We start from the raw sequence: 24416 nt of genomic DNA on the forward strand, positions 1-24416 counted from the left end.
GCGTGGACGCCGCCGGCCCGGCGCGGGACCAGCCGCGCCGGGTCCTCTGCTTCGCCGCGCACCCCGACGACCTCGACTTCGGGGCCTCGGGGACCGTCGCCGCCTGGACCGATGCCGGGGTCGAGGTCCAGTACTGCATCATGACCGACGGCGACGCCGGCGGCTTCGACCCCGGCCACCGGGACTCGATCGTCGAGATGCGCCACCGGGAGCAGCGCGAGGCCGCGGCCGACGTCGGCGTCGCCCGGGTGCACTTCCTCGGCGAGCGGGACGGCTACCTCGAGCCGTCGCACGAGGTCCAGCGCAAGGTCGTGGCGCTGATGCGCGAGGTGCGCCCCGACGTCGTCCTCGCCATGCACCCCGAGCGCGACTGGGAGCGGCTGCAGCGCTCCCACCCGGACCACCTGGCCTGCGGCGAGGCCGTGGTCCGCGCCGCCTACCCCGCCGTCGAGAACCCCTACGCCTACCCGGAGCTCGCCGGCCAGGGCCTCGAGGCGTTCAAGCTGCGCAGCCTGTGGCTCTATGGGGCGCCTGCCGCGCGGGAGAACCACTGGGTCGACATCCAGGACACCTTCGAGCGCAAGCTCGGCGCCCTGCGCCGGCACTTGTCCCAGCACCCGGATCCGGGGCGGATGGAGGACTACGTCCGGCGCCAGGCCGCGCAGAAGGCCGCCCTCGCGGGGATGAACGCGGGAAGCCTCGCCGAGGCCTTCCACGTCGTCGAGGTCAACGCCGAGGACACGATCGCGGGCTTCTGAGCGCGGCGTCAGCCCGCCGGGGGGACGTCGATCGAGACCACCGGATCGGAGCCCGGGACCTCGGCGCCGCTCGCCGGTTCCACGGTCACGGTGACGGTCGAGATGTCCGCGAGACCGCGGATCCCGACGCTGCCCGCGACCTCGCCGGTCTCGAGGGCCTCGACGGAGGAGGGGGCGCCGTTGGAGGCGGCCAGGACCCAGACGTGGTAGACCTGCCCCGCCTCCGGCTCGGGCAGGCCCTCGAGGGTCAGGGAGCCGGCGTCGCGCTCCCGGGAGACGGCCAGCACGGCCGAGCCGCCGCCGTCGACCTCGACGCTCGACTCGACGCGGTCGGGCGCGGAGGCGACCTCGCCCACGAGGTCGCGCGGGGTCAGGGCCAGCACGAGGGCCGTCACGCCGATGACGACGACGGCGGCCGCGACGGCGAGCAGCAGCCACTTGCGCACGGGGGCCGAGGGGCCCCGGCGCTCGTGCTGGGCGACCTCGTCCACGAGGTCGAGGCCCAGGTTCTCCTCCGGCTCGGCGTCGTTGCTGAAGTCGCGGGCATCCCTCTGGCTCATGTTCCTCAATCCATCGATGGCGCCGCGTCCGCGGCAGGTCGCGTGTCCCAGCTTAGGGCAGGCGCTCCCGGAGGCGGCGGAGCCATGCCGGGCCCACCGGGTCCCCGGGCGCTTCCCGGCCGGGCCCCGGACCCGGCGCCGAGGCGTCCCGGTCCCGGGACGGGGACGGGATGCTTCTCCGGCGGAGGATCAGGCCGCCGGCGGCTTCGGCACCGAGCCGGCGAAGCCGTGCTGGCGCCAGGCCTCGAAGACGGCGATCGAGGCGGAGTTGGCCAGGTTCAGGGAGCGCCGGGAGGGCTGCATCGGCAGGCGCACACGCGCCGTGACGCGCGGGTGGCGCTTGGCCTGGTGGGGCAGGCCCACGGACTCCGGGCCGAACATCAGCACGTCGCCCGGCCGGTAGCCGATGTCGGTGTAGAGCTCCTCGCCGTCGGACGTGAAGGCGAAGACGCGCGCGTCGCCGATCGCCTCGAGCGCCGCGTCGAGGCCCGGGTGCACGGTGACGTGGGCCAGGTCGTGGTAATCGAGACCGGCCCGGCGCAGCTTGGAGTCCTCGAAGTCGAAGCCGAGGGGCTCCACGAGGTGCAGCTGCGCCCCCGTCACGGCCGCGAGGCGGATGGCGTTGCCGGTGTTGCCGGGGATCTCCGGCGTGTGGAAGAGGATGCGGAACACGGTCCCCATCCTATGCGCGAGGCGTCAGTACATCCCGCCGAGCAGCCGGGCCAGGCCGGGCACGTCGACCACGTTCGGGCTCGGCCCCGTGCCGAGGAACATCTTCAGCTCGCGGACCAGGTTGGCGGCGTTGACGACGTGGACGCCGGCGGCGGAGGACGGGTCGGCGCCGCGGCCGTAGTCGATGACGGGCTCGTGCAGGTTCCCGTCGGGGGAGTGGATCACGGTCCAGCCCGTCACGTTCAGCTCGGGGAAGAGCTCCTGCATGCGGCGCACGGCGGGCGCGAGCCGCGGCGGGGCGATCGCCTTGCCGTCGCGCAGCAGCGTCTGGCCGTCCCAGCGGTACACGCCCCGCGGCAGGAGCATCGAGTCGACGAGGGCCAGGCGGTATCCGGCCAGGACGGCGTGGTCCAGGTGTCCGTTGTCCGCGGGGGAGTGCAGGCCGTTGACGAGGCGGGCCGCCGGGAGGACCTCGAGGACCTGGCCGGCGATGAGCTGCACGGTCCTCGCCTCGCGGGCGAGGCGCGCCTGCGCGCCGAAGATCCCGCGCTTGCGCGGGGCGCCGTGGATCCGGCGTTCCGCGGTGGCCTTCTCCAGCACCGGGACCCGGCCGTCCTCGAACGCCGGGACGAAGCGCGTGGGGTCGGTGGCGCTCGGCCTCCGGCGCTCCGCCGGTTCCGCCGTGCTGCGATAGGAGGCACCGGCGTCGGACGAGGGGCGGGCGTAGGCGGACGTGCCGCCGTAGCTGCGGTCGTAGCGCGCGCGGGCGCCGGCGTCGGAGAGGGTCTGGTAGGCGAGGGAGACGAGGCGGAACTCGGCCGGGTCGCCGCCGTGGTCCGGGTGGGTGGCCCGGGCCGCGCGGCGGTAGGCGGACTTGATGTCCGCGGGCGTGGCCGTGCGCGAGATGCCCAGCACCTCGTAGTGGGTCCGCTCCTGCGCCACGTGCCGCCTTCCGTTGGATTTCGCGCCAAGCGCATCCTACCGGCCCGCGGGGCCCCGCTACGCCTTCCGGTGCTCCCGCCGGTACTCGAGGAAGAGCGCGCCGTCCTCCTCGAGGGCCAGGACCAGGTCCATGCGGCGCAGCGGCTGCTCGTCGGAGCCGTCGGCGATCCGGCGGGCGGAACCGCCGGCCAGCAGGGGGCTGAGCGAGAGGCACAGGCTGTCGACGCGGCCCGCGGCCTGGAAGGACGCGAAGACCCCCGGGCCGCCCTCGGAATGCACGACGCGGTGCCCGCGCTCGGCGAGCACCGCGACCGCCTCGGCCGGGTCCACCGCGGCCGCCCCGCAGTCGACGACGTCGGCGACCGCCTCGAGGGCGGCGCGCCGGCGCGCGGGCGCCGCCCGTGAGGTCAGCAGGACGGGTCGTACGGGCGCCTCGGTGAAGAACGCGGAGTCCGGGTCCAGGTCCAGGGAGCCGGAGACGACGGCGACGCCCGGGTGCGGCTCGAGGTGGTGCCGGCGGCGCCACGCGAGTCCCGCCTCGTCGAGGAGCGGCCCCTCGTAGCCCTCCGCGCGGATCGTCCCGGCCCCGACCAGGATCACGTCGGCATGCCGGCGCAGGAGCGCGAAGATCCGGTGGTCGGCGTCGGTGCCGAGCTCGGCCGAGACGCCGCCGTGGGTCGCCGCGCCGTCGAGGGTGCTGACGAAGTTGAAGCGGACGAACGGGCCGCCGTGGGCGGGCGGGGCGTAGGCGCGCAGCAGCGCGGCGTCGGTGAGCTGCGCGGCGTCGGTGCCCGGGTGGATCCTGCGGACCATGTCAGGCCGTCCTTTCGCCGGCCGGCACGGGGTGCGCCGGCTCGTTCACGTCCCCCATGTTGTGCTTGAGGTAGGCTGGCTCGCGCCAGCCCATCGCGGCCTCGAGGAGCCGGACGGTGGAGAAGGCCTCCGGGATGTTGTGCATGCGGATGATCCGCGCCCCGTTCATGATGCACATCGCCGCCGCGGCGAGCGAACCGGCGGTGCGCTCCCGCTTGGGCAGGTCGAGCGCCTCGCCGATGAAGTCCTTGTTGGACACGGCCGCGAGCGCCGGGTATCCGAGCGCCGCGATCTCGTCGAAGCGCCGGGTGATCTCCAGGGTGTGCAGGGTGTTCTTGTTGAGGTCGTGGCCGGGGTCGATGATGATCTTCCCGGGCGCGACGCCGAGCGAGAGCGCGAGCTCCACGCGTTCGCGCAGGTAGTCCGCGACCTCCGTGACGACGTCTGAATAGCTCGGGCGCGGGTAGACGGTCCGGGGGGCGGCGAGGGAATGCGTGAGGACGAGGTGCGCGCCGTGCTCGGCGACGACGCGCCCCAGCTCGGGGTTCCGCAGCCCGGTGGTGTCGTTGACGACGTCGGCCCCCGCCTCGAGCGCGGCCCGCGCGACCTCGGGCAGGAACGTGTCGGCGGAGACCACGGCGTCGGTGCGGGCGCGGACGGCCTCGATCACGGGCACGATCCGCTCGGCCTCCTCCTCCCAGGGCAGCGCGGGCCCGGGGGAGAACGGGACGCCGCCGACGTCGACCCAGTCCGCGCCGTCCTCCACGGCGGCCAGGGCGGCGTCGACGGCGGCGTTGAGCGCGAACGTCGCCCCGCCGTCGTAGAAGCTGTCCGGCGTGCGGTTGACGATCGCCATGAGCGCGACCCGGCGCGAGAAGTCGATGGTCCGGTGGGCGAAGCGGTGGACCGGATGACGCAGTGCAGGCTCGTACATGCCCATGGGTGCTCCTTCGACGGCTACCCCCATTCATACCAGCATGACCCCCGGCTTGTACTCTGGCCACATGTCCTTGACCTTCGCCGGCCCCGCTCCCGGCCGCTGGCTCGCCGATGCCCTCGCCCCCGCCTTTGCCGTGCCCGGCGGGGCCGAGACCGTCGCGGGCCAGGTGCCGCGCGGCTACGAGGCCTACGCCCGCGTCTTCCACCCCGCCCGCGACGATGACGGGGCCCCCGTCCGCTGGGCGGACATCGCCGCCCTGCGCGGCACCGTGCTGCACGGCGGGGCGCAGTTCGCGGCCCTTGCCGGGCTCGACGAGTACGGCTACGCACTCGTCGAGGACGCCTGGGACGGCGACGCGCCGGAGCAGTACGGTCTGCCGCAGCCCGACCTCGGGCACCTCGCCGCCGTCCTGGCCGCCCACACCACGACCCCCGGCGCCCTGTACCTGGGGCTGTGGCCCGGCTACGGCTGGGTCCGCGGCGGGGACGCCGTCTCCTTGCTGGGCACCGGTCCGTCTCAGGACGACGCCGGGGCCCCCGCCGGCGCCCCGGCCGGCGGGGCGGCGGCTGCCGACGGGCTCCAGGAGCGCCTCGCGATGGAGGCCGAGGCCAAGCGCCCCGCGTTCGGGCCCGAGGTGCTCGACGGGCCGCAGCTGTCGATCGGCCCCGAGGGGTATCGCTCCTACCTCGTCTTCGAGGGGACCTCCGGGGACCTGGCTGCGCCGCTGTGGAAGGACGGCCGCTGGAGCCGGGAGCGGCAGGCGCCGAACCTGGCCTGGCCGCGCGACCGCGCCTGGGTCCTGTCCACCGAGCTCTACGAGGACTCGACGATCATCGCCGGCAGCGCCGCGCTGGTCCGCGAGCTTTCCGCCCACGCGGGCCTCGAGGTGTGCGCCGTGGACGCCGACACGGGGCTGGGTGCCGACGCGGACCGCGTCAACGCGGCCCCGGACCCGGGCGGACCGTAGCCCGCGGGTCCGCGCTGTCGTCCCCGTGCGCCGGGGTCCGTGCACGGGAGGTCGCCTAGAATGGTGGGGATGCCTTCCACCCAGCCCGTGTACCTCGACCATGCGGCGACCACGCCGATGGCGCCGTCCGCGCTCGAGGCGATGACGCGCGAGCTGGCCCGCACGGGCAACCCCTCCTCCCTGCACGGAGCCGGTCGGCGCGCGCACCGCGTCGTCGAGGACGCCCGCGAGGCGCTCGCCGCGGCCGCCGGCGCCCACCCCTCGGAGGTCGTCTTCACCTCGGGGGGCACCGAGGCCGACAACCTGGCGCTCAAGGGGCTCTACTGGAGCAGGAGCGGCCGGGATCCGCGCCGGACGCGGATCCTGTGTTCCACCGTGGAGCACCACGCCGTCCTGGACGCCGTCGAGTGGCTCGAGGCCCACGAGGGCGCCGAGGTCGACTGGATCCCGGTCGACGGTCTGGGGCGCATGGACCTCGCGGCCTTCGAGGAGGCCGTCGGGCGCTCGCCGGAATCGATCGCCCTCGCCGCCCTGATGTGGGCCAACAACGAGGTCGGCACCATCCAGCCCGTCGAGGAGGCCGCCCGGATCGCGGCCGGGCACGGGATCCCCCTCCACACGGACGCCGTCCAGGCCTTCACCGCCGTCCCGCTCTCCTTCGCGGACTCCGGCGCCGCGACGCTCGCCCTCAGCGGCCACAAGATCGGCGGCCCCGTGGGCGTCGGCGCCCTCCTCGTCCGCCGGGACGCTGCGCTCGTGCCCGTGCAGCACGGCGGCGGGCACGAGCGGGCCCTGCGTTCCGGGACCCTCAACGCCGCCGCGGCCGCCGCGTTCGCCGCGGCCGCGTCCGCCGCCACGGCCGCCCTGCCCGCCGAGGCGGAGCGCCTGGCCGGGCTGCGCGACCGGCTGGTCGACGGCGTGCGCCGCGCCGTGCCCGAGGCGCGGCTCAGCGGACCCGAGGGCCGCGGCGGCGCGGGGGACCGGCTGCCCGGCAACGCGCACTTCACCTTCCCCGGCTGCGAGGGCGACTCCCTCCTGTTCCTCCTGGACATGCTCGGGATCGAGTCCTCCACGGGTTCGGCCTGCACCGCCGGCGTGCCGCGGCCGAGCCACGTCCTGCTGGCCATGGGCTACCCCGAGGAGGCGGCGCGCGGGGCGCAGCGCTTCACGCTCGGGCATACAACGGGCCCGGCCGACGTTGACGCCTTGGTGGCCGCGCTGCCCGAGGCGTACGCGGGGGCCCGGAAGGCCGGGCTGGCGGCCCGGCAGAGCAGCATTCGAACGGCGGGAACGGGATTCACGGCATGAAGGTCTTGGCGGCGATGAGCGGCGGGGTGGACTCCGCGGTGGCGGCGGCGCGCGCCGTGGACGCGGGGCACGACGTGGTCGGGGTGCACCTGGCCCTGTCCCGCATGCCCGGCACCCTGCGCACCGGCAGCCGCGGCTGCTGCACGATCGAGGACTCCAACGACGCGTGGCGGGCCTGTGACAAGCTCGGCATCCCCTTCTACGTGTGGGACTTCTCGGAGCGCTTCAAGGAGGACGTCGTCGACGACTTCGTGGCCGAGTACGCCGCGGGCCGCACGCCGAACCCCTGCATGCGCTGCAACGAGCGGATCAAGTTCGCCGCCCTCCTGGAGAAGGCCCTCGCCCTGGGCTTCGACGCCGTGTGCACGGGCCACTACGCGAAGGTGCTCGAGGACGAGGACGGCAACCGCGAGCTACACCGGGCCGCCGATTGGGCCAAGGACCAGTCCTATGTGCTCGGCGTCCTGACCCACGAGCAGCTCAAGCACTCCCTGTTCCCGCTTGCCGACACGCCCTCGAAGGCCCAGGTCCGCGCGGAGGCCGCCGCCCGCGGCTTCACGGTCGCGAACAAGCCGGACAGCCACGACATCTGCTTCATCCCCGACGGCGACACCCGGGGGTGGCTGCAGGAGCGGATCGAGATGGACGAGGGCGAGATCCTGGACCACGAGGGCAACCCGCTCGGCACGCACGAGGGCGCCAACGCGTTCACCGTGGGCCAGCGCAAGGGCCTGAAGATCGGCCGCCCCGCCCCGGACGGGAGGCCGCGGTTCGTCCTGGAGATCCGGCCCAAGGAGAACAAGGTCGTCGTCGGCCCTCAGGAGCTGCTCGAGGTCGACCGGCTGCGCGGGATCAAGATCAGCTGGGCCGGCCTGCCCCTGCCCGAGGCCGTGACGGGGGAGGCCTTCGACTGCATGGTGCAGGTCCGCGCGCACGCCGACCCCGTGCCCGCCCGGGCCTTCACGACCACCGACACCGAGGAGCCCGGGAGCACCGAGGAGCTCGTCGTCGACCTGCAGGGATCCCTGCGCGGCGTCGCGCCCGGCCAGACGATGGTCCTCTACCAGGGCACGCGCGTCCTGGGCCAGGCCACGATCAACTCGGCGCGCAGCCTCGCCTGGGACCCCCGCGCGGTCTGAGCCCCCCTTCGACGCGACACGACCCCTTGGATCGTCTTGCGGGGTCGGGGCTAGCCTGCGGGCTCGTCGACGTAGCCGATGAGGCGCGAACCGACGCCGTCGTACTCGCACCGCACCAGCCCTGCCTCCACGGCCGGGAGGTCGCGCGGACCGTGGTCGTCGCACGCCGTGAAGGTGAACTCCGGCCACCACTTCTTGGGCCGGACGGCCTCCGCGAAGCCGCAGACCGCGCATTCGAGGTGGACCCAGACCGGTCGCCGCCCCTCGCGGTTCTCCAGGGACTGGCGCAGCCAGGCGGGCGGATCCGCCCGGAGGGCCTCGAGCTCCTCCTCGCTCATCCGCGCCGGCAGGCCGTGGCGCTTCGCCATTTCCAGCGGGATGTCCAGGGCGATCGCGGCGTCTCGGCGGTTCATCATCCGGCCACCTTAGGCCATCGCGGCCGGCTCCGCACGGCGCCCGGACCCGGAGCGGCACCGGTGGCGCCCGGCGTAACAGAGCGGGGGCCGCGGGCGGGGAACGGGCGCCCGGAAAACTAGACTGGGGACCATGAGCGAACAGGTGGACACGGAGAACGCAGGCGCGCCCGACTACGACCCCCGGGCCAGTTCCCTCGGCGGGCAGGTCGATCCCGCCGTGATGGAGGAGCTGCTGGGACTGCGCAGCAGCATCGACAACTTCGACGCGACGCTCGTCTACCTCCTCGCCGAGCGCTTCAAGGCCACCCAGCGGGTCGGCTACCTCAAGGCGCGCCACCGGCTGCCGGCCGGGGACCCGGGGCGCGAGTCCGCCCAGATCGGCCGCCTGCGCCGGCTCGCCGAGGAGGCCCACCTCGACCCGGCGTTCGCCGAGAAGTTCCTGAACTTCATCATCAGCGAGGTCATCCGCCACCATCAGGCGATCTCCGAGGAGCACGGGGCCGAACGTGATGCCGACGGCGGCGCGGGACGCACCGCCTCCGGCGGGGACGCGCGCTGAACCCCCTCGGCGGGCCGGCCCCGGACGGCGCCCCGGACCGCGCCGTCCAGGCGGCGCCCACGGGCCGCGCGGCCGAATCGGCGCACCGCGGCGTGCGCGCCACGGGCCACGGGCCCTGGCCCGGCACGGACGCGGCCGAGGCGGCGCGGATCGTCCGCGGCGAGCTCGGGTCGCCGCACCTGCCGCACCTCGTCCAGCTCCCGGACCGCGGCGTGGGATCGGATGCGACGGGCCGCACGGCCGCCCTGCTGCAGGAGCTCTACGTCGACGTCCAGCCGTTCGGCTGGCGCCTGACCGACCGCCCGGGCGCCGACCACCGCCGGGCCGCCTCCGCGCTCTCGAGCGACCTGGACGTCCTCGCCGACGTCGTCGGGGCCGAGGGGCGTCCCGGTCCCGAGCTGCAGATCCAGTTCACCGGGCCCTTGAGCCTCGCGGCGGGCCTGTACCTGCACCACGGGGAGCGCGCGCTCTCCGACCACGGCGCGCGCCGGGACGTCGCGGCCTCGCTCGCCGCCGGCGCGGCGGCCCACGTCGCCGACGTCCTGCGGCTGGCCGGGGCGCCGCGGCTCACGGTCCTCGTCGACGAGCCGCTCCTGGCCGACGTCCTGCGCGGTGCCGTCCCCACCGCGAGCGGATACCGCACCCTGCGCTCGGTGCCCCGGCAGGAGGTCGTCCAGGCCTGGACCGAGCTCGGCGGGGCCCTGCGCGCGGCCGGCGCGTCCGCCGTCGTCCTCGCGCCCGGCACCGCGGAGGAGACCGTCGGCGCCACGTACGACGCCGTCGCCTCCTCCGGCGCCGACGCCGTCTACCAGCCGGCGGGGCGGATGGGGCGCACGGCGTGGGAGGCCTCCGCGGAGCTCGTCGAGTCGGGCGCGGGCCTGTGGCTCGGCGTCGTCGACCCGGCCCGTCCGCTGCCGGCGGCCGCCGCGGTGGCGGGACTGGTCCGGGATCCGTGGCGACGGACCGGCCTCGAGACGGCCCGCCTCGGTGCCGTTACCCTGCTGCCGACCGGCGGGCTCGACGGCGTCACGCCCGCCGCCGCGCGGACCGTGCTGGCGCGCCTCACCGAGGCGGCCGACGCCCTCGACCAGATCGTCGCCGACTCCTGACGGTCCGCAGTCGGCGATGCGCAGCCGGCCGCGCGCGGCCGGCGACGGCCTTCAGTGTCCGCTGACCCCCGGGACGCTCCGGCCGTGCCAGCCCCGCCGCGCCGCCAGGAGCCCGAGCGTGGCGGCCGCCGAGAAGCGGGCATGCCGGCGCAGCACGGGGCTCGTCGGCACCTCCGGCTGGGCGCCGGACTCCGCGTAGTAGACGGTCAACAGCGCGAGCCACGCGTCGACGTCGTCCGGATCCGCGCCGGCAAGCAGCTCCCACTCCGCCATCGCCGCCACGTCGAGGCCGGCGTGGTGGAGGTAGGGCAGCACGGCCGCCCAGTCGGCCCACGCCGGACCCGTCGAGAGCCAGTTCCAATCGCACACCCACGCCGTTCCCGCCGGATGGCCGTCCACGGAGGCGGAGGCGAGCACGACGTTGTCCGCGCGCAGGTCGTTGTTCAGCGGGGTCGAGCCGGCCAGGGCGTCCCCGACGCGGTCGAGGAGCTCCACGAGCGCGCCGGCGGCGTCGTCCGCGGCGAACCAGGCCGGCAGGAACGCCGGCCGGGCCGCGGGATCCAGCCACGTACGGGCCGCCCGTCCCAGTTCCGCGCCGCCGGCCCCGGTCGACCACTGCGCGGCCATCGGCTCCAGACCGAGCCGGGCGGGCAGGCCGGTGTCGGCGGCGAGACCCTCGTTCAGGGCCAGGCAGGCGGCGTGGACCGCCGCCGCCTCGCCCGTGGTCCAGGGATGCCCCGGCATGTGCCCGGGGATGGGGCGCGTCGCCAGGAGCTGCCACGGGCCGGCGTCCGTCTGGACGAGGGCGGCATCGAGGAGCCGGGGCACGGGAAGCCCCTCCGGCAGCGCCTCGAGGACCCGGGCCTCGCGGGCGTATCCCGGGCCCGTGACCGGGTCGTCGACGCGTCCGGCCTTGAGGAACACGGGGCGCGGGCCGTCCAGCACGGCGGCGAATCCGTGCGTGAAGCCGCCCCCGACGGGGCGGACGCCGTCCACGGCCCCGCCGGCCGCGGCAGCGGCCCAGTTGCGCACCTCGCGCGGCAGGGAGCCCCACTCCGGCCGGCGGGACGTCGTCCGGTAGTCTGGCGCGGTCTCGGGGCTCACAAGCGGCCGGCCGCCTTGAGCCGGATGTAGGCGTCGGCCAGGGCCGGCGGGAGCTCGAGCGGTGCCGCGTCCACGACCTCCGCGCCGAGGGCCCGCAGCTGTTCCTTGAGGGCCTCGCGCTGCTGCAGGGAGCGCTCGGCGGCCGCGGCGCGGTAGACGTCCTGGACCGTGCCCGGGGCCCGGCGACGGCGCTCCAGCTCGGGGTCCCGCACCGCGGCGACGAGGACGAGGTGCTTGGCCGTCAATCCCGGGAGGACCGGCAGCAGTCCCTCCTCCACCGCCCCGGAATCCAGGGACGTCAGCAGGACGACGAGCGAGCGGTGGCTCGAGACGGCCTGGACCTGGGCGGGGATCCGCGTCCAGTCGGCCTCGATGAGCTCGGGCTCGAGCGGGGCCATGGATTCCACGAGCTGGGTCAGGAGGCTGCCCTTGGCCCCGGACTCCACGCGGGCCCGCAGCCGCCGGTCGAAGGCCAGGAAGTCCACGCGGTCCCCGCCGCGCTCGGCGAGGACGGAGAGCAGGAGCGCGGCCTCGATCCCCGTGTCCAGGCGGGGCTCGTCCTCCACGCGGGCGGCGGACGTGCGGGAGGTGTCGAGCACGATCACCACGCGGCGGTCGCGCTCCGGGCGCCACGTGCGGACCACGACGTTCTGCCGCCGCGCCGTCGCCCGCCAGTCGATCGAGCGGACGTCGTCCCCGCGCACGTAGTCGCGCAGCGAGTCGAACTCGGTCCCGGCCCCGCGGACCTGGATCGCCGCGCGGCCGTCCAGCTCGCGCAGCCGCTGCAGCTTGGAGGGCAGGTGCCGCTTGGAGCGGAACGGCGGCAGGACGCGCAGCACTGCCTCGGCCGGATGGGTCAGCTGGCGTGCCGCGAGGCCCAGGGGACCGGGGGAGCGGAAGGTCGTGTGGCGGACCCGGATCTCGCCGCGGCGCCGCGGCGCCAACTTCCCCCGGGCCCCCCCCCGCTCGCCCCGGGGGAAATCTCAGGAGAAGCGCGTGGCACGGGCCCCGGTGGACGGCTGCCAGCCGTCGCGGAGCGTGCCGCGGAAGCGCCGGGGACCCGTGTTCCGCACGAAGAGCCGTGCCGTGGCGCGCTCTCCGAGCCTCACGCTGCGCGGCATCGCCCGCTCGATCCGCAGGGACCGCGGCGAGGGCGCCAGCGCCGCGTCGGCGCAGGCCAGCCCGGCCAGCACGAGCAGCACGGCGCCCACCGTCCACCCCGAGGGGAACAGGAGCACCGGGAGCACGCCGGCCAGGGTCAGCCAGACGAAGCGGGCGGTCAGGGCCATGGCTACCGGGGGACCGGGACGGTGGCGAGGATCGACTGCAGGACGTCGTCCGCCCCGACGCCGTCCATGTGCGCCTCGGGGCGGAGCCCCACGCGGTGGCGCAGGCACGGCAGGGTCAGGACCTTGACGTCGTCCGGCGCCACGAAGTCCCGTCCGCTCAGCCAGGCCCACGCCCGCGAGGTGTTCAGCAGGGCGGCCGCGCCGCGCGGGGAGACGCCGAGCTGGAAGCTCGGGGCGCTGCGCGTCGCCCGGACGATGTCGACGATGTAGCCGATGACCTCGGGGGAGACGGTGACCTCCTGCACGGCATCGCGCGCGTGCGCCAGGTCCGCGGCGGACGCGACGGCCCGCACGCCGGCCGCGGCGAGGTGGCGGGGGTTGAAGCCCTCGCTGTGGCGGCGGATGATCTCGATCTCGTCGTCGCGCTCGGGAAGGTCCATGGTCAGCTTGAGCAGGAAGCGGTCCAGCTGGGCCTCCGGCAGCGGGTAGGTGCCCTCGTACTCCACGGGGTTCTGCGTGGCCGCGACGATGAAGGGCTCGGGCAGCGGCCGGCTCACGCCGTCGACGCTGACCTGCCGCTCCTCCATGGCCTCGAGCAGCGAGGCCTGGGTCTTCGGGGGCGTGCGGTTGATCTCGTCGGCGAGCAGGATGTTGGTGAAGACGGGCCCCTCGCGGAAGCTGAAGCCCGCCGTGTTCTGGTCGTAGACGAGCGAGCCCGTGACGTCGCCCGGCATGAGGTCGGGGGTGAACTGCACGCGCTTGGTGTCCAGATCGAGGGCGGCGGAGAGCGTGCGCACCAGGAGGGTCTTCGCCACGCCCGGCACGCCCTCGAGCAGCACGTGCCCCTGGGCGAGGAGGGCGATCAGCAGGCCCGTCACGGTGGAGTCCTGGCCGACGACGGCCTTGGACACCTCGCGGCGGACGTCGAGCAGGGCCTGGCGGGCGCGGACGGGATCCTGTACTGGCTGGGTCACTGTTTTCCGATCCTTGATTCGAGGGTGTGCAATTCATGGGCCCAGGCGGTGAGCCGGGACTCGGTGGACACGTCGACGGGGTCCAGGAGCGACCGCAGGGCGGCCCGTTCGCCGTGGCCCGCCTTGGACAGGGCGGCGACGACGCCCTCGACCGTGGCGCGCGGGCCGAGGCGCAGCCGCTCGGCGAGCCGCTGCAGGGCCCCCGCCCGCAGCGCGGCGACGGCCGCGTCCACGGCGCGCGCGTCCTGGTACAACCGGGCGCGCCCCTCCGCCGTCTCGGAGGCCGGGACGACGACGGGCAGCGGCTCCTCCACGAGCGGCCCGTCCCGGCGGGCACGCCACAGCACGGCGATCCCGCCCGTGACGAGCAGCCAGACCGCTACCGGGGTGAACCAGTCGGGCAGGAGGGCGAAGGGCGAGGGCGCCGGGCCGTCACGGACGACGTCCGCCGCGGTCGGCTGGAACCAGACGAGCGTGGGCGAGGCGCCGAGCGTGCGCAGGGCGAGCGCCGGATGGCCCGCGGCCAGCACCGTGGAGTTGGCGAGGAATCCCGGGTCCCCGAGCACCGTCGTCGTCCCGTCGACGGCGTAGGAGAAGGCCGTCCCGCCCGCTGTACGGTGCGGGAAGCAGCCGCGTTCGGCGTCGTACAGCTGCCCGCCCGGCGCCGCGGTGCCGGCCTCGGCCGCATCGGCGAGGGCGCACCCGGCCGCCACCGTCCCGGCGCCCTCGGGCACGAGGCCCGCCGGGCGGATCCCGGGGGCGAACTCCCGCAGCTCGGCGAAGCCGGGAGCGACGAGGACCGCGGATCCGGCGGCCCCGGCCAGGGCGCGCAGCTGGTCCCGGTTCAAGCGACCGTCGGGGTCGTCGAGCAGCAGTCGTCCGCCGTCCCCGGCGTCGTGGAGGGCCTGCAGGGCCGCCTCGTGGCCAGAGGGGACGACGACGTCCACGCCGTGGCGTCCCAGGACCTGGGCCACGGCCATGGCGCCGTCGGGTGCCGGGTTTCCGGGGCTGAGCGGGCGCCGGTCCGTGCCGCTCTGCAGCACGGCGAAGGCGAGGCCCACGACGCAGGCCACGGCGACGACGGCGAGCCACCACCGGGAGGCGAGCCAGCGGCGCCGCCAGACGGTCCGGGCGGCCTCGGGTGCCTCGGAGCGCTCGAGCCGCTCGTCGACGGCGCTCACCGCGGCACCGCCAGGGCGGAGCGGCCCGCCGCGCCACCCGTGGACGGCACAGCGGCCTCGAGCGCGGCGTCGAGGGCCGAGACGGCGTTCCAGTCGCCGGCCGAGGCCGGGTGGAAGCCGTAGTGGACCTCGTTGAAGAGCAGGGCCGCGCGGTCGAGTTCCTCCGCCTGCTGCGGGAAGACGGCCTCGAGCCGCATGGAGACCTCGAACGCGGTGCGGCCGGGCTGCTCGTCGAGCAGGGTGCGCTCCTCGGCCGAGCGCACGATCGCGCGGAAGCGTTCCAGGCACGCCGTCGGCCAGTCGTGGACCACGGCCGCCGCGGCGGCGCGCTGCCGGTAGTCCTGCGCGCCGAGGGCCGTGTCCACGCCGACCTCGGCCGCGGGCGGAGCGGCGGAGCGGCGCAGGCGCGGGCGCACGAACAGTACGGCGACGGCCACGATCACGGCCACCGCCACGAGCACGACGACGGAGCCCAGGTTCGCCTGCAGCGAGTTGAGCGAGTCGATCCACTCCAGGAACGCCTCCCAGGCCCGCTGCAGGAACTCCACGATCGGGTTGGGCGTGGCATCGGCGTACTCGCGCCGCGCGAGCTCGTCGACGAGCTCGCGCCGCGCCTCGTCGAGGCCCGGTTCCCACACGGCGTCGGCCAGAAGTCGGGACATGGGTCAGGCGGTTCCCGCCGCCGGCGCTCCCGGGGACGCCTCCGGCCCGCCCGGGCCGGGCGTGCGCCCCGGGATGCCGGGATCGGTCCCCGCGTCGGCGTCGCGCAGCAGGGCGAGGTCGAAGCCCTCGCGGCGGATCCGCAGGTCGGTGTAGAGCAGGGACGTCACGCAGCACTGGTAGGCGTAGGCGAGACCGCCGACGGCCGCGCTGACCACGGAGGAGAGCACGGTCAGGTTGGTGACGTAGTCGGAGAGGGCTTCCGGATTGCCCGGGTCCACGAGCGCCCCGCCGAGCCCGGTGGCGAAGCCGATCGGGGTCGTGATGATGCTCGTCGCGATGCCCACGATGATGGCCGTCAGCGCGATGATGCCGAAGCACCGCCACCAGCTGCCGCGCGTCAGCCGCCAGGAGCGTCCCAACGCGGCGAGCGGGCCGCGCTGCTCGGCGACGACGGCGTGCGCGGCGACGGAGAGCTTGATGAGCACGTAGAGCGATCCGGCGGCGACGGCCGCGCTTCCGGCCAGGCCCAGCGGGATCCCCACGGCGGGCTCGCCGCTGAGCACGGACAGGACGATGACGCCGATGAAGAGGGCGAGGGACAGGAGGGAAAGCCCCGTCCAGATCAGCCCGAGCAGCAGCAGGCGTCCGAGGTGGGCACGGGCCAGGGCGAACGCCTGGCCGAAGCGCGTGCGGTGGTTCACGGCCGCGCGCAGCACGGGGATGGTCAGGAGGCCCTGGACGCAGGCGAGGAACAGCATCGAGAGCAGCGACGCCGCGGCGACCCCGATCCCGAACGTGGTCAGGGAACTGCCGAGCAGCGCGAGGTCCGGGACGTCGGACTCGATGAACGAGGGGTCCATGACGAGCCCGTAGAGGGGCAGGCTCAGCACGCCGATGAGCAGGCCCAGGAGCAGTTGCACGATGACCGGGATGCCCAGCGTGGCCCCGGCGTTGCGGCGGATGGACTGGAACGATCCGTCGAGGATGTCGCCGAGGCCGAGCGGGCGCAGCGGGACGACTCCCGGCTTCGGCGGCGGGGCGTAGCCCTGCCCGAAGGGGGCCTGGCCCGGCGCGTAGGGCGGCGGGTAGGGGCCGGGTCCGCCCGGACCGGGAGGGGCGGCACCGTACGATGGCGGGGCCCAGCCCTGCTGGGGAGGAACCCCCCAGCCCGGTTGCGCCGGGGCGCCCCAGCCCTGCTGCGGCGGAGTGCCCCAGCCGGGGGCCGCCTGGCCCGGTGCCGTGGAGCCCGGCGAGGCGTGGCCAGGCGAGGCAGGGCCCGGAGGCGTGAGTCCCGGCTGTGCCGGACCGGGCTGCGCGGGCCCGGGTGCCGCGGGCCCCGGCGAGGCGTGGCCCGGCGTCGCCTCGGGCGGCGTCCCGTCCGGTCCGGGCTGGCCGGGATCGCCGTAGGGATTGCTCGGTTGATCGGTCATGGCAGCTGGTGACCCCTTGTGGAAGCGCGTGGTGCTCATGGTGGACGTCTGGGCCAGCCTATCGTCCGCCGGTGTGCCGTGCAGGGGCGCCGCACCGGCGGTGCCTATAGTCTTGTAGGAGACCTGTGCGGCGGCGGGCCGCGGCGGTGGATGAAGGGATGTCATGAAGGCTCGAGTTCTGGTGGTCGACGACGACGAGGCGCTGGCGGAGATGATCGGCATCGTCCTGCGCAACGACGACTTCGAGCCCGTGTTCTGCTACGACGGGGCGAAGGCCCTGGAGGCCTTCCGCAACGCCAAGCCGGACTTGGTCCTGCTGGACCTCATGCTCCCGGGTCTGGACGGCATCGAGGTCTGCCGGCAGATCCGCGCCGAGGCCGACGTGCCGATCGTGATGCTCACCGCCAAGTCGGACACGGCCGACGTCGTCCGCGGCCTCGAATCGGGTGCCGACGACTACGTGCCGAAGCCCTTCAAGCCCGCCGAGCTGATCGCCCGCGTCCGCGCGCGCCTGCGTCCCGGGGAGAAGCACGGCCCGGAGACGCTGAAGATCGTGGACCTGATGATCGACGTCGCCGGGCACTCGGTCTCCCGCAACGGCGAGAACATCCCGCTCACGCCCCTCGAGTTCGACCTGCTCGTCGCGCTCGCGAGGAAGCCGTGGCAGGTGTTCACCCGCGAACTGCTGCTCGAGCAGGTCTGGGGCTACCGCCACGCCGCCGACACCCGGCTCGTCAATGTCCACGTCCAGCGCCTGCGGTCCAAGGTCGAGCGCGATCCGGAGAACCCCGAGGTCGTCATGACCGTCCGCGGCGTCGGCTACAAGGCGGGTCAAGGCTGATTTCCACGACGTCCGCGGCATCGACGACGGCGGCGGAGACCGGAAGCGGTACCACCTCCGCCGGGACCCCGCGCCGCGCCGGCCTTCCGGGGACGGCCGCCGTCGGCTCGGCCTGGCGCTTCCTCTCCACGGCCTGGCGGCGCTCCATCCAGTGGCGCACCGTCGCCGCGACCGTGCTGCTCTCCGCCCTGGCCATGCTCGGCACGGGTGTCTTCCTGTCCAACCAGATCGCCTCGGGCCTCTTCCAGGAGCGCTTCCGGCAGGTCCAGGAGGAATCCGTCCGCGGCCTGAACCAGGTCAAGTCCAACTTCGCGTCCGTCGAGACGACGGACCGCTCGAGCACCGTCGCGTTCGTCAACGACACCCTGCGCCTCGTCGAGGGGGACGGTGCGAGCGTCCAGCGCGACTTCGTCCTGACGCCGTTGCCCAGCTCGGAGAACATCTACGTCACCAACACCGCGAGCGGCGGGCTGACGACGGGCGTGATCCCCGACGAGCTGGCCCAGACCGTGCGCGAGAACGCCGGCGTCTACTGGCAGTCGCTCGAGTATCCGCGGGACAACGTCGACGTGCCCGGGCTCGCCTTCGGCACCAAGGTCTCGCTGCCGCCCGGCCGCGAGTACGCGCTGTACCTGATCTACGACCTCTCCTCCGTGCAGGAGACCCTCGACTACATCCACCGGGTCCTCGTCCTCGGCGGGGCGCTCCTGCTCCTCGTCACCGGCGGCATCGCCTGGTACACGACCCGGCTCGTGGTGCGTCCCGTGTCCAACGCCGCGCTCGTCTCGGAGAAGCTCGCCGACGGGCAGCTCGAGGAGCGCATGGAGGTCAAGGGCGAGGACGAGCTCGCCCGGCTCGGCAACTCCTTCAACCGGATGGCCACGAGCCTCCAGGACCAGATCACCCAGCTCGCGACCCTGTCCCAGATGCAGCAGCGCTTCGTCTCGGACGTCTCCCACGAGCTGCGGACCCCCTTGACCACGGTGCGCATGGCGGCGGAGGTCCTGCACGGGGCCCGCGAGGACTTCGACCCCGTAAACCGCCGCTCCGCCGAGCTGTTGTACAACCAGGTCGAGCGCTTCCAGAACCTCTTGGGCGATCTGCTCGAGATCTCCCGCTTCGACGCCGGAGCCGCCGTCCTGGACGCCGAGCCGCTCGACATCGTCCCCGTCGTGCGCCGCGTCGCCGACACGGCCGAGCCGCATGCCCGCCAGGCGGGGACCGCGCTGCGCATCCACGTGCCGCCCACGGGCGGCTGCGTCGTCGAGATGGACCCCCGGCGCATCGAACGCGTCCTGCGCAACCTCGTCCTGAACGCCGTCGAGCACGGCGAGGGACGGCCCATCGACATCTCCGTGGCCGGGGACGACTTCGCCGTCGCCGTCACGGTCCGCGATCACGGGATCGGCATGAGCCCCGAGGACGCCGCGCGCGTCTTCGACCGCTTCTGGCGTGCCGACCCCGCGCGGGCCCGGACCACCGGTGGCAGCGGCCTCGGGCTGTCGATCTCGGCGGAGGACACCCGGCTCCACGGCGGGTGGCTCCAGGCCTGGGGCGAGTCCGGCAACGGCGCCTGCTTCCGGCTGACCCTGCCCCGCCGCATCGGACAGCCCCTCGGATCCTCGCCGCTGCCGCTCGCCCCACAGCACCGGCTGCCGGCCTCCACCCGGACCGTGACGGGAACCACCCCCGCCACCGGGTCGTTGAACACGGTGCGGGGCGCGGACGCCACCACGGCGCACCGCGGCCACCGTCCGATGGAGGGCGACGATGAATAGCTCCACGCCGCGTCCCGCCGCGCCCGCCGCACGCACGGCCGCCGGGCCGGGCACGCGCGCCGGAGGGCACCGCGCCCGGGGTGAGCACCGGCGTCGTACCCGCCGCCTCGCCACGGCCCTGGCCGCCGCGCTCGCGCTCGTCCTCGCGGCCTGCGGAGCCATCCCCGTCGACGGTCCCGTCGGCACGAGCGCGCCGAACGACGCCGTTCAGGACGAGTTCCAATACGCCTTCAGCCCGCCCGGCCCCGCCCAGGACGCGAGCCCCGAGCAGATCATCGAGGGCTTCTACACCGCCGGCATCGCCCCGAAGGACGACTACAGCACGGCCCGCGAGTTCCTCTCGCCGGAACTGGCCCGGAACTGGAAGGCCACGACCCGCACGCTCGTCTACGAATCGGTGCCCAACATCGTCGGCAACGTCGAGGAGGGCAGCTACACGGTCGAGCTCGCCGTCAGCGCCAGCATCGACGAGCACGGCATCATGACGCGCAACTCGCCCTCGGCGATCGCCTCCGTGCAGTTCCGGCTCGTCGAGGTCGACGGCCAATGGAGGATCGCCGAGGCCCCGGACGGCACGCTCGTGGAGCAGGGCAGCTTCTCCGCGCTCTTCGCGCCGTACCCGCTCTACTTCTACGACTCCACCCACACCTACGCCATCCCCGACTACCGCTGGTACGCGAACCGCCAGTCCGTCGCGGCGACGCTCGTGGAATCGCTCCTCGCCGGACCCGCGCCGTACCTGCGCAACGCCGCCGTCAGCGCGTTCCCCGAGGGCGGCTCCCTCGCGCGCGCCTCGGTCCCGGTCGACGGGCGGCGGGCGACGGTGGACCTCGTGGAGTCCGTCTTCCTCGACACCACCGAGCTCGCCAGGCAGCTCATGCAGCAGCAGCTCGAGCTCACCCTCGACGGCGTCAGCAACATCGCCGCCGTGACGATGACCGTGGAGCAGCGCCCCGTGAGCCTCGGCAACGTCTCGCCGGACTTCGAGCCCGCCGTCGAGAACCCCTCGGTGCCGAACACCCAGGTCGCCATCGCCGACGGGGCGCTCGTCTACTACCAGGGCAACGGCGTCGTGCCCGTCGGCGGCGTCGAGGACATCTCCGGGTTCTCGCCCCGCGATCCGGCGATGGCCCCGGGCGGGAACCGCTACGCGTTCCTCAGCCAGGACCGGACCCGGCTCATGACGATCGACGACGCCGGACGCGTGCGGACCGCGGCGACGGGCACCGGGTTGCTGGCCCCGAGCATCGACATCCACGGCTGGACGTGGACGGTCGACGGCGGCGACGACACGAAGGTGATGGCCGTCCCGGCCGACACCGAGCGGGACGGCCCGGTCCGCGAGGTCGCCGCCGAATGGATGGAGGGCGCCACCGTGACCTCGCTGCGGATCTCCCGCGACGGGGCGCGTGCCGTCGTCACGGCCCGCGTCGACGGGGACGCCGGCGTCTTCGTCACCGGTGTCATCCGCGATACCGACGGCGTCCCGCGCGGCTTCACCGAGCCCCTCGAGCTCGGAACGAACATCCCCGCGACGCAAGCCGTCTGGGACTCGGCGACGTCCGTCATCGCCATGCAGGCCAACGACGAGCAGCCCGTGCAGGCCGAGCGGATCACCCTCGCCGGCGGGAACGAGACGTTCCAGCCGCTCCTGGGCATGACCAACATCTCCGCCGGCCCGGGGGAGCAGCGCACGGTCTACGCCGAGACCCCGGAGGGCGTCTTCTCCCGTGTGAGCAACGTCTGGAAGCGCCAGGACGGCCAGGCCCGCTACCTCTCCTACCCCGGCTAGACCCCGCCGGCCGGGCCGGCTCCCCTCCGGCACGGGTCCTCCACAACCGCCGGTCGGCCGGGCCGCATCCCCAGCCGGGGCAGGGCCGCCGCAGCGGCCGGCGTCCCGGTGGAGACTGTGCGCCATGAGCCGCCACCGCCCGTCCATCGCCGCCCGCCTCGACGCGCTCCTCCACGGGCCGCGCGGCCGCGCCGTCGCCGCGGCCCTCGGCGACTTCCTCGCGGTCCTCGCGCCGAGCGACTGCGTGGCCTGTGGGGCCCCCGACGCCGTGCTGTGCGGCCCGTGCCGGGGCCGGCTGCGCGCGGCGACGGTCCGTCCGGTCCCGGCCGAGGACGCGGCCGAGTCGCTGCCCCTGCTCGCCGACGGGACCGTCCTTCCCGCGACGGCGGCGGGGCGCTACGCCGACGAGCTCGCGGCCGTGATCCTGGCCTTCAAGAACCGCCAGCGCGTCGGGCTCGCGGGCGTGCTCGGCCCGGCGCTGGCCGGATCCGTGCGGACGGCGTGGACGCGGGCGCGGGACGCCGCGCCCCACTCGCCCGCCACCTCCGCCGTGTCCGCCGCGCTGGGAGCGGTGGAGGCGCCCTTGCTCCTGGTCCCGGTCCCCTCGCGGTTCGCCGCGCGGACGCGGCGCGGATACGCGCCCGTCGAGTTCCTCCTGCAGTGGATCCGGCGGCGCGGCCTGCTCCCGCCGGGCGCGGCGGTGGCGCCACTGCTGCGGCACCGCCCGGCCCGGCCGTGGCGGGCCGCCGCGCAGAAGGGCAAGGGGCGGCGCGCGCGGGCCGCCCTGCGCGGCAGCATGCGGGTCTCGGCCGGCGCCGCGGGACGCCTCCGCGGATCCGGGGCGGAGGGGGAGTCCGGAGGCGGCGACACGCCGGGGGCTCCCGCCGGACGCCCGCGGTGCCTCGTCGTGGACGACGTCCTGACGACGGGGGCGACGATCGCCGAGGCGCGCCGCTGCCTGGAAGAGGCCGGGTTCGAGGTCGCCGGGGCCGTCGTCGTCGCGGCCACCAAGGCGCCACGGAACAGAAATATGGTCGGGGGGACTTGATTAAACGCGGGCGTGAATTACGGTGAAGTATGGGCACCTCGTTGGAGGGTAAGAACCCATCTTCAGCGGCCGGAAGGAGAAAATTCCTCGGCCGCTGTTGTGTCACCCGAGTTCAACAGGAGGACACCATGGAGATGATCATCACCGGACGAAACCTGACCGTTTCCGACCGTTTCAGGGAGTACGCCGATGACAAGGTCGCGAAGGTCGAGCAGCTGGCCAGCAAGGTCCAGCGCCTCGACATCAAGGTGACCAAGGAGCCGAACGCGCGCCAGCCCGAGGCGCAGCTCACCGTCGAGATCAGCGTCGTCGGACGCGGTCCCGCGATCCGCGCCGAGGCCAAGGCCGCCGACAAGTTCGCCGCCTTCGACCTGGCCTTCGGAAAGCTCCTGGAACGCCTGCGCCGTGCCCGCGACCGCCGCAAGGTCCACCATGGACGTCAGACCCCCACCGCCGTCTTCCAGGCCACCTCGACCCTGGAGCCGGCCGACAGCAGCATCCCGCTCCACGAGGCCACCGCGAACGGCCAGCGCGCCGCGGAGGCGGAGGAGGGCAGCACCGAGAACCCCGTGGAGATCCGCCGCAAGGTCTTCCCGGCCACGTCGATGAGCGTCGACGACGCCGTGGACCGCATGGAGATGGTCGGCCACCCCTTCTACCTCTTCATCGACGAGTCCACCGGGCGGCACTCCGTCGTCTACCGCCGCAAGGGATGGGCCTACGGCATCATCACCCTCGACAACGACTGCCAGGACGAGGAGACGGTCGAGACGCGCCACTACCGGGAGGCGCAGGCCGCCACGGCGTCCTGACCCGGACGGGTCGGCCTAGACTCGACCCATGACCGCACGGATGACCCTGCCCCAGGCCCGCCGCACCGCCCTCGCGGCGCAGGGACTCGGCAGGGAACGGCCCACCGGCCCGGCGACCGCCAGGCAGGTGGGCCGCATCGTGGACCGGCTCGAACTGCTCCAGATCGATTCGGTCAACGTCCTCAGCCGCGCCCACTACCTACCCTTGTTCTCGCGGGCTGGCAGCTATGACAAGGACGTCCTGGACCGGATGTCCGGCCGGGGCCCCCGCCGCCTTGTGGAGTACTGGGCGCACGAGGCCAGCTTCGTCCGGCCGCGGCACTTCGCCGACCTGCGCGTCTGGCAGCGCCGCCGCTGGGTCGGGGAGCTGGCCTCCTCCCGGCCCGCGGCGGACGCCCTCGAGGGGCGCATCGTCGAGCTGCTGGAGTCCTCCCGCCCGCTCACCGCGCGCGAGGTCACGGCGCGGCTGGGACACGTCGAGGAGGTCGACCGAAGCAACTGGGGATGGAACTGGTCCGCCGTCAAGGGATCGCTCGAGCGGCTCTTCGAGCGCGGCGAGATCGGCTCCGCGGGGCGCAACGCCCAGTTCGAGCGGCGCTACGCACTCACCGCGAAGGTCCTGCCGCCGGGACTCGACGCCACCGCGGCCCCCGATCCGCACGAGGCGATGCTCCGCCTCGTCGAGGCGGCCGCCCGGGCCCACGGCATCGGCACCGTGCGGTGCTTCGCCGACTACTTCCGCCTCCCGCGCATCCCGGCCGCGGCCGCGGTCGAACGCCTCGTCGAACGCGGCGTCCTCGAGCCCGTCGAGGTCGCTGGCTGGAAGGGCAGCCACTACCTCCACACCGAGGCGACCCGCCCGCGCCGGGCCGCCGGCAGGGCCCTGTTGAGCCCGTTCGACTCGCTCGTCTTCGAACGCCGCCGCCTCGAGGAGCTCTTCGGCTGCCACTACCGGATCGAGATCTACACGCCGGCGCAGAAGCGGCGCTACGGGTACTACGTCCTGCCCTTCCTGCTCCGCGAGGGGATCGCGGGGCGGGTGGACCTGAAGGCGGACCGGGCCACGGGGACGCTGCAGGTGCGCTCCGCCCACGCCGAGCAGGGGGCGCCGGCGGACACCGCCGCCGAGCTCGCGGCCGAGCTGCGGCTCATGGCCTCCTGGCTCGGCCTCGGCGATGTCGTCGTCCACGAGGCGGGCGACCTCGCCCCGGCGCTCGCCGTGGAACTGGCCGCCGCGCCCTGACCGGAACCATCGGCGGGGGCCGTACGTGTCTCACGTAGACTGACCTAGCCAGAAATCCTGTGCCTGAGATTTGGGAGC

At 74.5% G+C, this 24416-nt stretch carries 23 protein-coding genes and 1 pseudogene; 12 read left to right on the plus strand and 12 right to left on the minus strand.

Annotated elements, in window-relative coordinates; translation table 11 throughout:
• Nucleotides 1-2: 2 nt before the first annotated feature.
• The gene (locus ACQ3I4_RS07480) at nt 3-758 is read left to right on the plus strand and encodes a PIG-L deacetylase family protein (protein ID WP_329860278.1); all 756 of its coding nucleotides are present in this window, start codon (nt 3-5) and stop codon (nt 756-758) included.
• An 8-nt stretch (nt 759-766) separates the two neighbouring features.
• Here ACQ3I4_RS07480 and ACQ3I4_RS07485 read toward each other — a convergent pair whose 3' ends face one another.
• From ACQ3I4_RS07485 to folP, 5 genes are all read right to left on the minus strand, one after another.
• Complete coding sequence (locus ACQ3I4_RS07485) at nt 767-1318, minus strand: anti-sigma factor (protein WP_329860277.1); 552 nt, start codon at nt 1316-1318, stop codon at nt 767-769.
• A gap of 189 nt (nt 1319-1507) precedes the next feature.
• Nucleotides 1508-1990, minus strand: coding sequence for a tRNA (cytidine(34)-2'-O)-methyltransferase (locus ACQ3I4_RS07490; RefSeq protein WP_329860275.1), 483 nt, complete (start codon nt 1988-1990; stop codon nt 1508-1510).
• 24 nt (nt 1991-2014) lie between these two features.
• Nucleotides 2015-2932, minus strand: coding sequence for a J domain-containing protein (locus ACQ3I4_RS07495; protein WP_430633225.1), 918 nt, complete (start codon nt 2930-2932; stop codon nt 2015-2017).
• A 57-nt stretch (nt 2933-2989) separates the two neighbouring features.
• Nucleotides 2990-3745 (minus strand): dihydrofolate reductase family protein, encoded by a 756-nt coding sequence (locus ACQ3I4_RS07500; RefSeq protein ID WP_430633226.1) that lies wholly within the window; start codon nt 3743-3745, stop codon nt 2990-2992.
• Between the two features lies 1 nt (nt 3746).
• Nucleotides 3747-4679, minus strand: a complete 933-nt coding sequence (folP, locus tag ACQ3I4_RS07505) for a dihydropteroate synthase (protein ID WP_329860270.1) — start codon at nt 4677-4679, stop codon at nt 3747-3749.
• Nucleotides 4680-4749: 70 nt separating this feature from the next.
• On the opposite strand from folP, the gene ACQ3I4_RS07510 reads away from it, so the two are divergent.
• The 3 genes from ACQ3I4_RS07510 (at nt 4750) to mnmA (ending at nt 8099) form a co-directional block, all read left to right on the plus strand.
• Nucleotides 4750-5652: a hypothetical protein gene (locus ACQ3I4_RS07510; RefSeq protein WP_430633227.1), complete on the plus strand. Its 903-nt coding sequence runs from the start codon at nt 4750-4752 to the stop codon at nt 5650-5652.
• Nucleotides 5653-5721: 69 nt separating this feature from the next.
• Entirely contained in the window at nt 5722-6960 is a 1239-nt protein-coding gene (locus ACQ3I4_RS07515; RefSeq protein WP_430633228.1) for a cysteine desulfurase family protein, read from the plus strand.
• Nucleotides 6957-8099, plus strand: coding sequence for a tRNA 2-thiouridine(34) synthase MnmA (gene mnmA / locus ACQ3I4_RS07520; protein WP_430633229.1), 1143 nt, complete (start codon nt 6957-6959; stop codon nt 8097-8099). The genes ACQ3I4_RS07515 and mnmA overlap by 4 nt, the downstream gene beginning before the upstream one ends.
• Before the next feature lie 50 nt (nt 8100-8149).
• Here mnmA and ACQ3I4_RS07525 read toward each other — a convergent pair whose 3' ends face one another.
• On the minus strand, nt 8150-8515 hold the full coding sequence (locus ACQ3I4_RS07525; protein ID WP_430633230.1) for a hypothetical protein: 366 nt from the start codon (nt 8513-8515) through the stop codon (nt 8150-8152).
• 130 nt (nt 8516-8645) lie between these two features.
• Between ACQ3I4_RS07525 and ACQ3I4_RS07530 the strand changes: the two genes are divergently transcribed.
• Complete coding sequence (locus ACQ3I4_RS07530; protein WP_430633231.1) at nt 8646-9074, plus strand: chorismate mutase; 429 nt, start codon at nt 8646-8648, stop codon at nt 9072-9074.
• A gap of 92 nt (nt 9075-9166) precedes the next feature.
• A complete protein-coding gene (locus ACQ3I4_RS07535; protein ID WP_329860263.1) occupies nt 9167-10183 on the plus strand; it encodes a hypothetical protein in 1017 nt (338 codons plus the stop codon).
• Nucleotides 10184-10234: 51 nt separating this feature from the next.
• Here ACQ3I4_RS07535 and ACQ3I4_RS07540 read toward each other — a convergent pair whose 3' ends face one another.
• The 6 genes and pseudogenes from ACQ3I4_RS07540 to ACQ3I4_RS07565 all read right to left on the minus strand — a co-directional run bounded on the left by ACQ3I4_RS07540 (nt 10235) and on the right by ACQ3I4_RS07565 (nt 16824).
• Complete coding sequence (locus tag ACQ3I4_RS07540) at nt 10235-11287, minus strand: phosphotransferase family protein (RefSeq protein ID WP_430633232.1); 1053 nt, start codon at nt 11285-11287, stop codon at nt 10235-10237.
• Nucleotides 11284-12576 (minus strand): annotated as a pseudogene (locus ACQ3I4_RS07545) (DUF58 domain-containing protein). The gene ACQ3I4_RS07540 and the pseudogene ACQ3I4_RS07545 overlap by 4 nt, the downstream one beginning before the upstream one ends.
• 2 nt (nt 12577-12578) lie before the next feature.
• Nucleotides 12579-13550: an AAA family ATPase gene (locus tag ACQ3I4_RS07550; protein WP_329860258.1), complete on the minus strand. Its 972-nt coding sequence runs from the start codon at nt 13548-13550 to the stop codon at nt 12579-12581.
• Nucleotides 13547-14731 (minus strand): DUF4350 domain-containing protein, encoded by a 1185-nt coding sequence (locus tag ACQ3I4_RS07555; RefSeq protein ID WP_329860257.1) that lies wholly within the window; start codon nt 14729-14731, stop codon nt 13547-13549. The genes ACQ3I4_RS07550 and ACQ3I4_RS07555 overlap by 4 nt, the downstream gene beginning before the upstream one ends.
• Nucleotides 14728-15393, minus strand: a complete 666-nt coding sequence (locus tag ACQ3I4_RS07560; protein ID WP_430633233.1) for a DUF4129 domain-containing protein — start codon at nt 15391-15393, stop codon at nt 14728-14730. Before ACQ3I4_RS07560 ends, ACQ3I4_RS07555 begins: the two co-directional genes overlap by 4 nt.
• 3 nt (nt 15394-15396) lie before the next feature.
• The gene (locus ACQ3I4_RS07565; protein ID WP_430633234.1) at nt 15397-16824 is read right to left on the minus strand and encodes a hypothetical protein; all 1428 of its coding nucleotides are present in this window, start codon (nt 16822-16824) and stop codon (nt 15397-15399) included.
• A 163-nt stretch (nt 16825-16987) separates the two neighbouring features.
• On the opposite strand from ACQ3I4_RS07565, the gene mtrA reads away from it, so the two are divergent.
• From mtrA to ACQ3I4_RS07595, 6 genes are all read left to right on the plus strand, one after another.
• The gene (gene mtrA, locus ACQ3I4_RS07570) at nt 16988-17665 is read left to right on the plus strand and encodes an MtrAB system response regulator MtrA (protein WP_329860253.1); all 678 of its coding nucleotides are present in this window, start codon (nt 16988-16990) and stop codon (nt 17663-17665) included.
• Between the two features lie 146 nt (nt 17666-17811).
• The gene (gene mtrB, locus ACQ3I4_RS07575; protein WP_430633247.1) at nt 17812-19443 is read left to right on the plus strand and encodes an MtrAB system histidine kinase MtrB; all 1632 of its coding nucleotides are present in this window, start codon (nt 17812-17814) and stop codon (nt 19441-19443) included.
• Entirely contained in the window at nt 19436-21235 is a 1800-nt protein-coding gene (locus tag ACQ3I4_RS07580) for an LpqB family beta-propeller domain-containing protein (RefSeq protein ID WP_430633235.1), read from the plus strand. Before mtrB ends, ACQ3I4_RS07580 begins: the two co-directional genes overlap by 8 nt.
• A gap of 124 nt (nt 21236-21359) precedes the next feature.
• Nucleotides 21360-22283, plus strand: coding sequence for a ComF family protein (locus tag ACQ3I4_RS07585; RefSeq protein ID WP_329860251.1), 924 nt, complete (start codon nt 21360-21362; stop codon nt 22281-22283).
• A gap of 128 nt (nt 22284-22411) precedes the next feature.
• Nucleotides 22412-23095, plus strand: coding sequence for a ribosome hibernation-promoting factor, HPF/YfiA family (gene hpf / locus ACQ3I4_RS07590; RefSeq protein ID WP_329860250.1), 684 nt, complete (start codon nt 22412-22414; stop codon nt 23093-23095).
• 28 nt (nt 23096-23123) lie between these two features.
• A complete protein-coding gene (locus ACQ3I4_RS07595) occupies nt 23124-24338 on the plus strand; it encodes a winged helix-turn-helix domain-containing protein (protein WP_430633236.1) in 1215 nt (404 codons plus the stop codon).
• The last annotated feature ends 78 nt before the right edge of the window (nt 24339-24416 follow it).

Origin of the sequence: Zafaria sp. Z1313, from assembly GCF_050563205.1 — a bacterium.
Lineage (GTDB): Bacteria > Actinomycetota > Actinomycetes > Actinomycetales > Micrococcaceae > JAZDCJ01.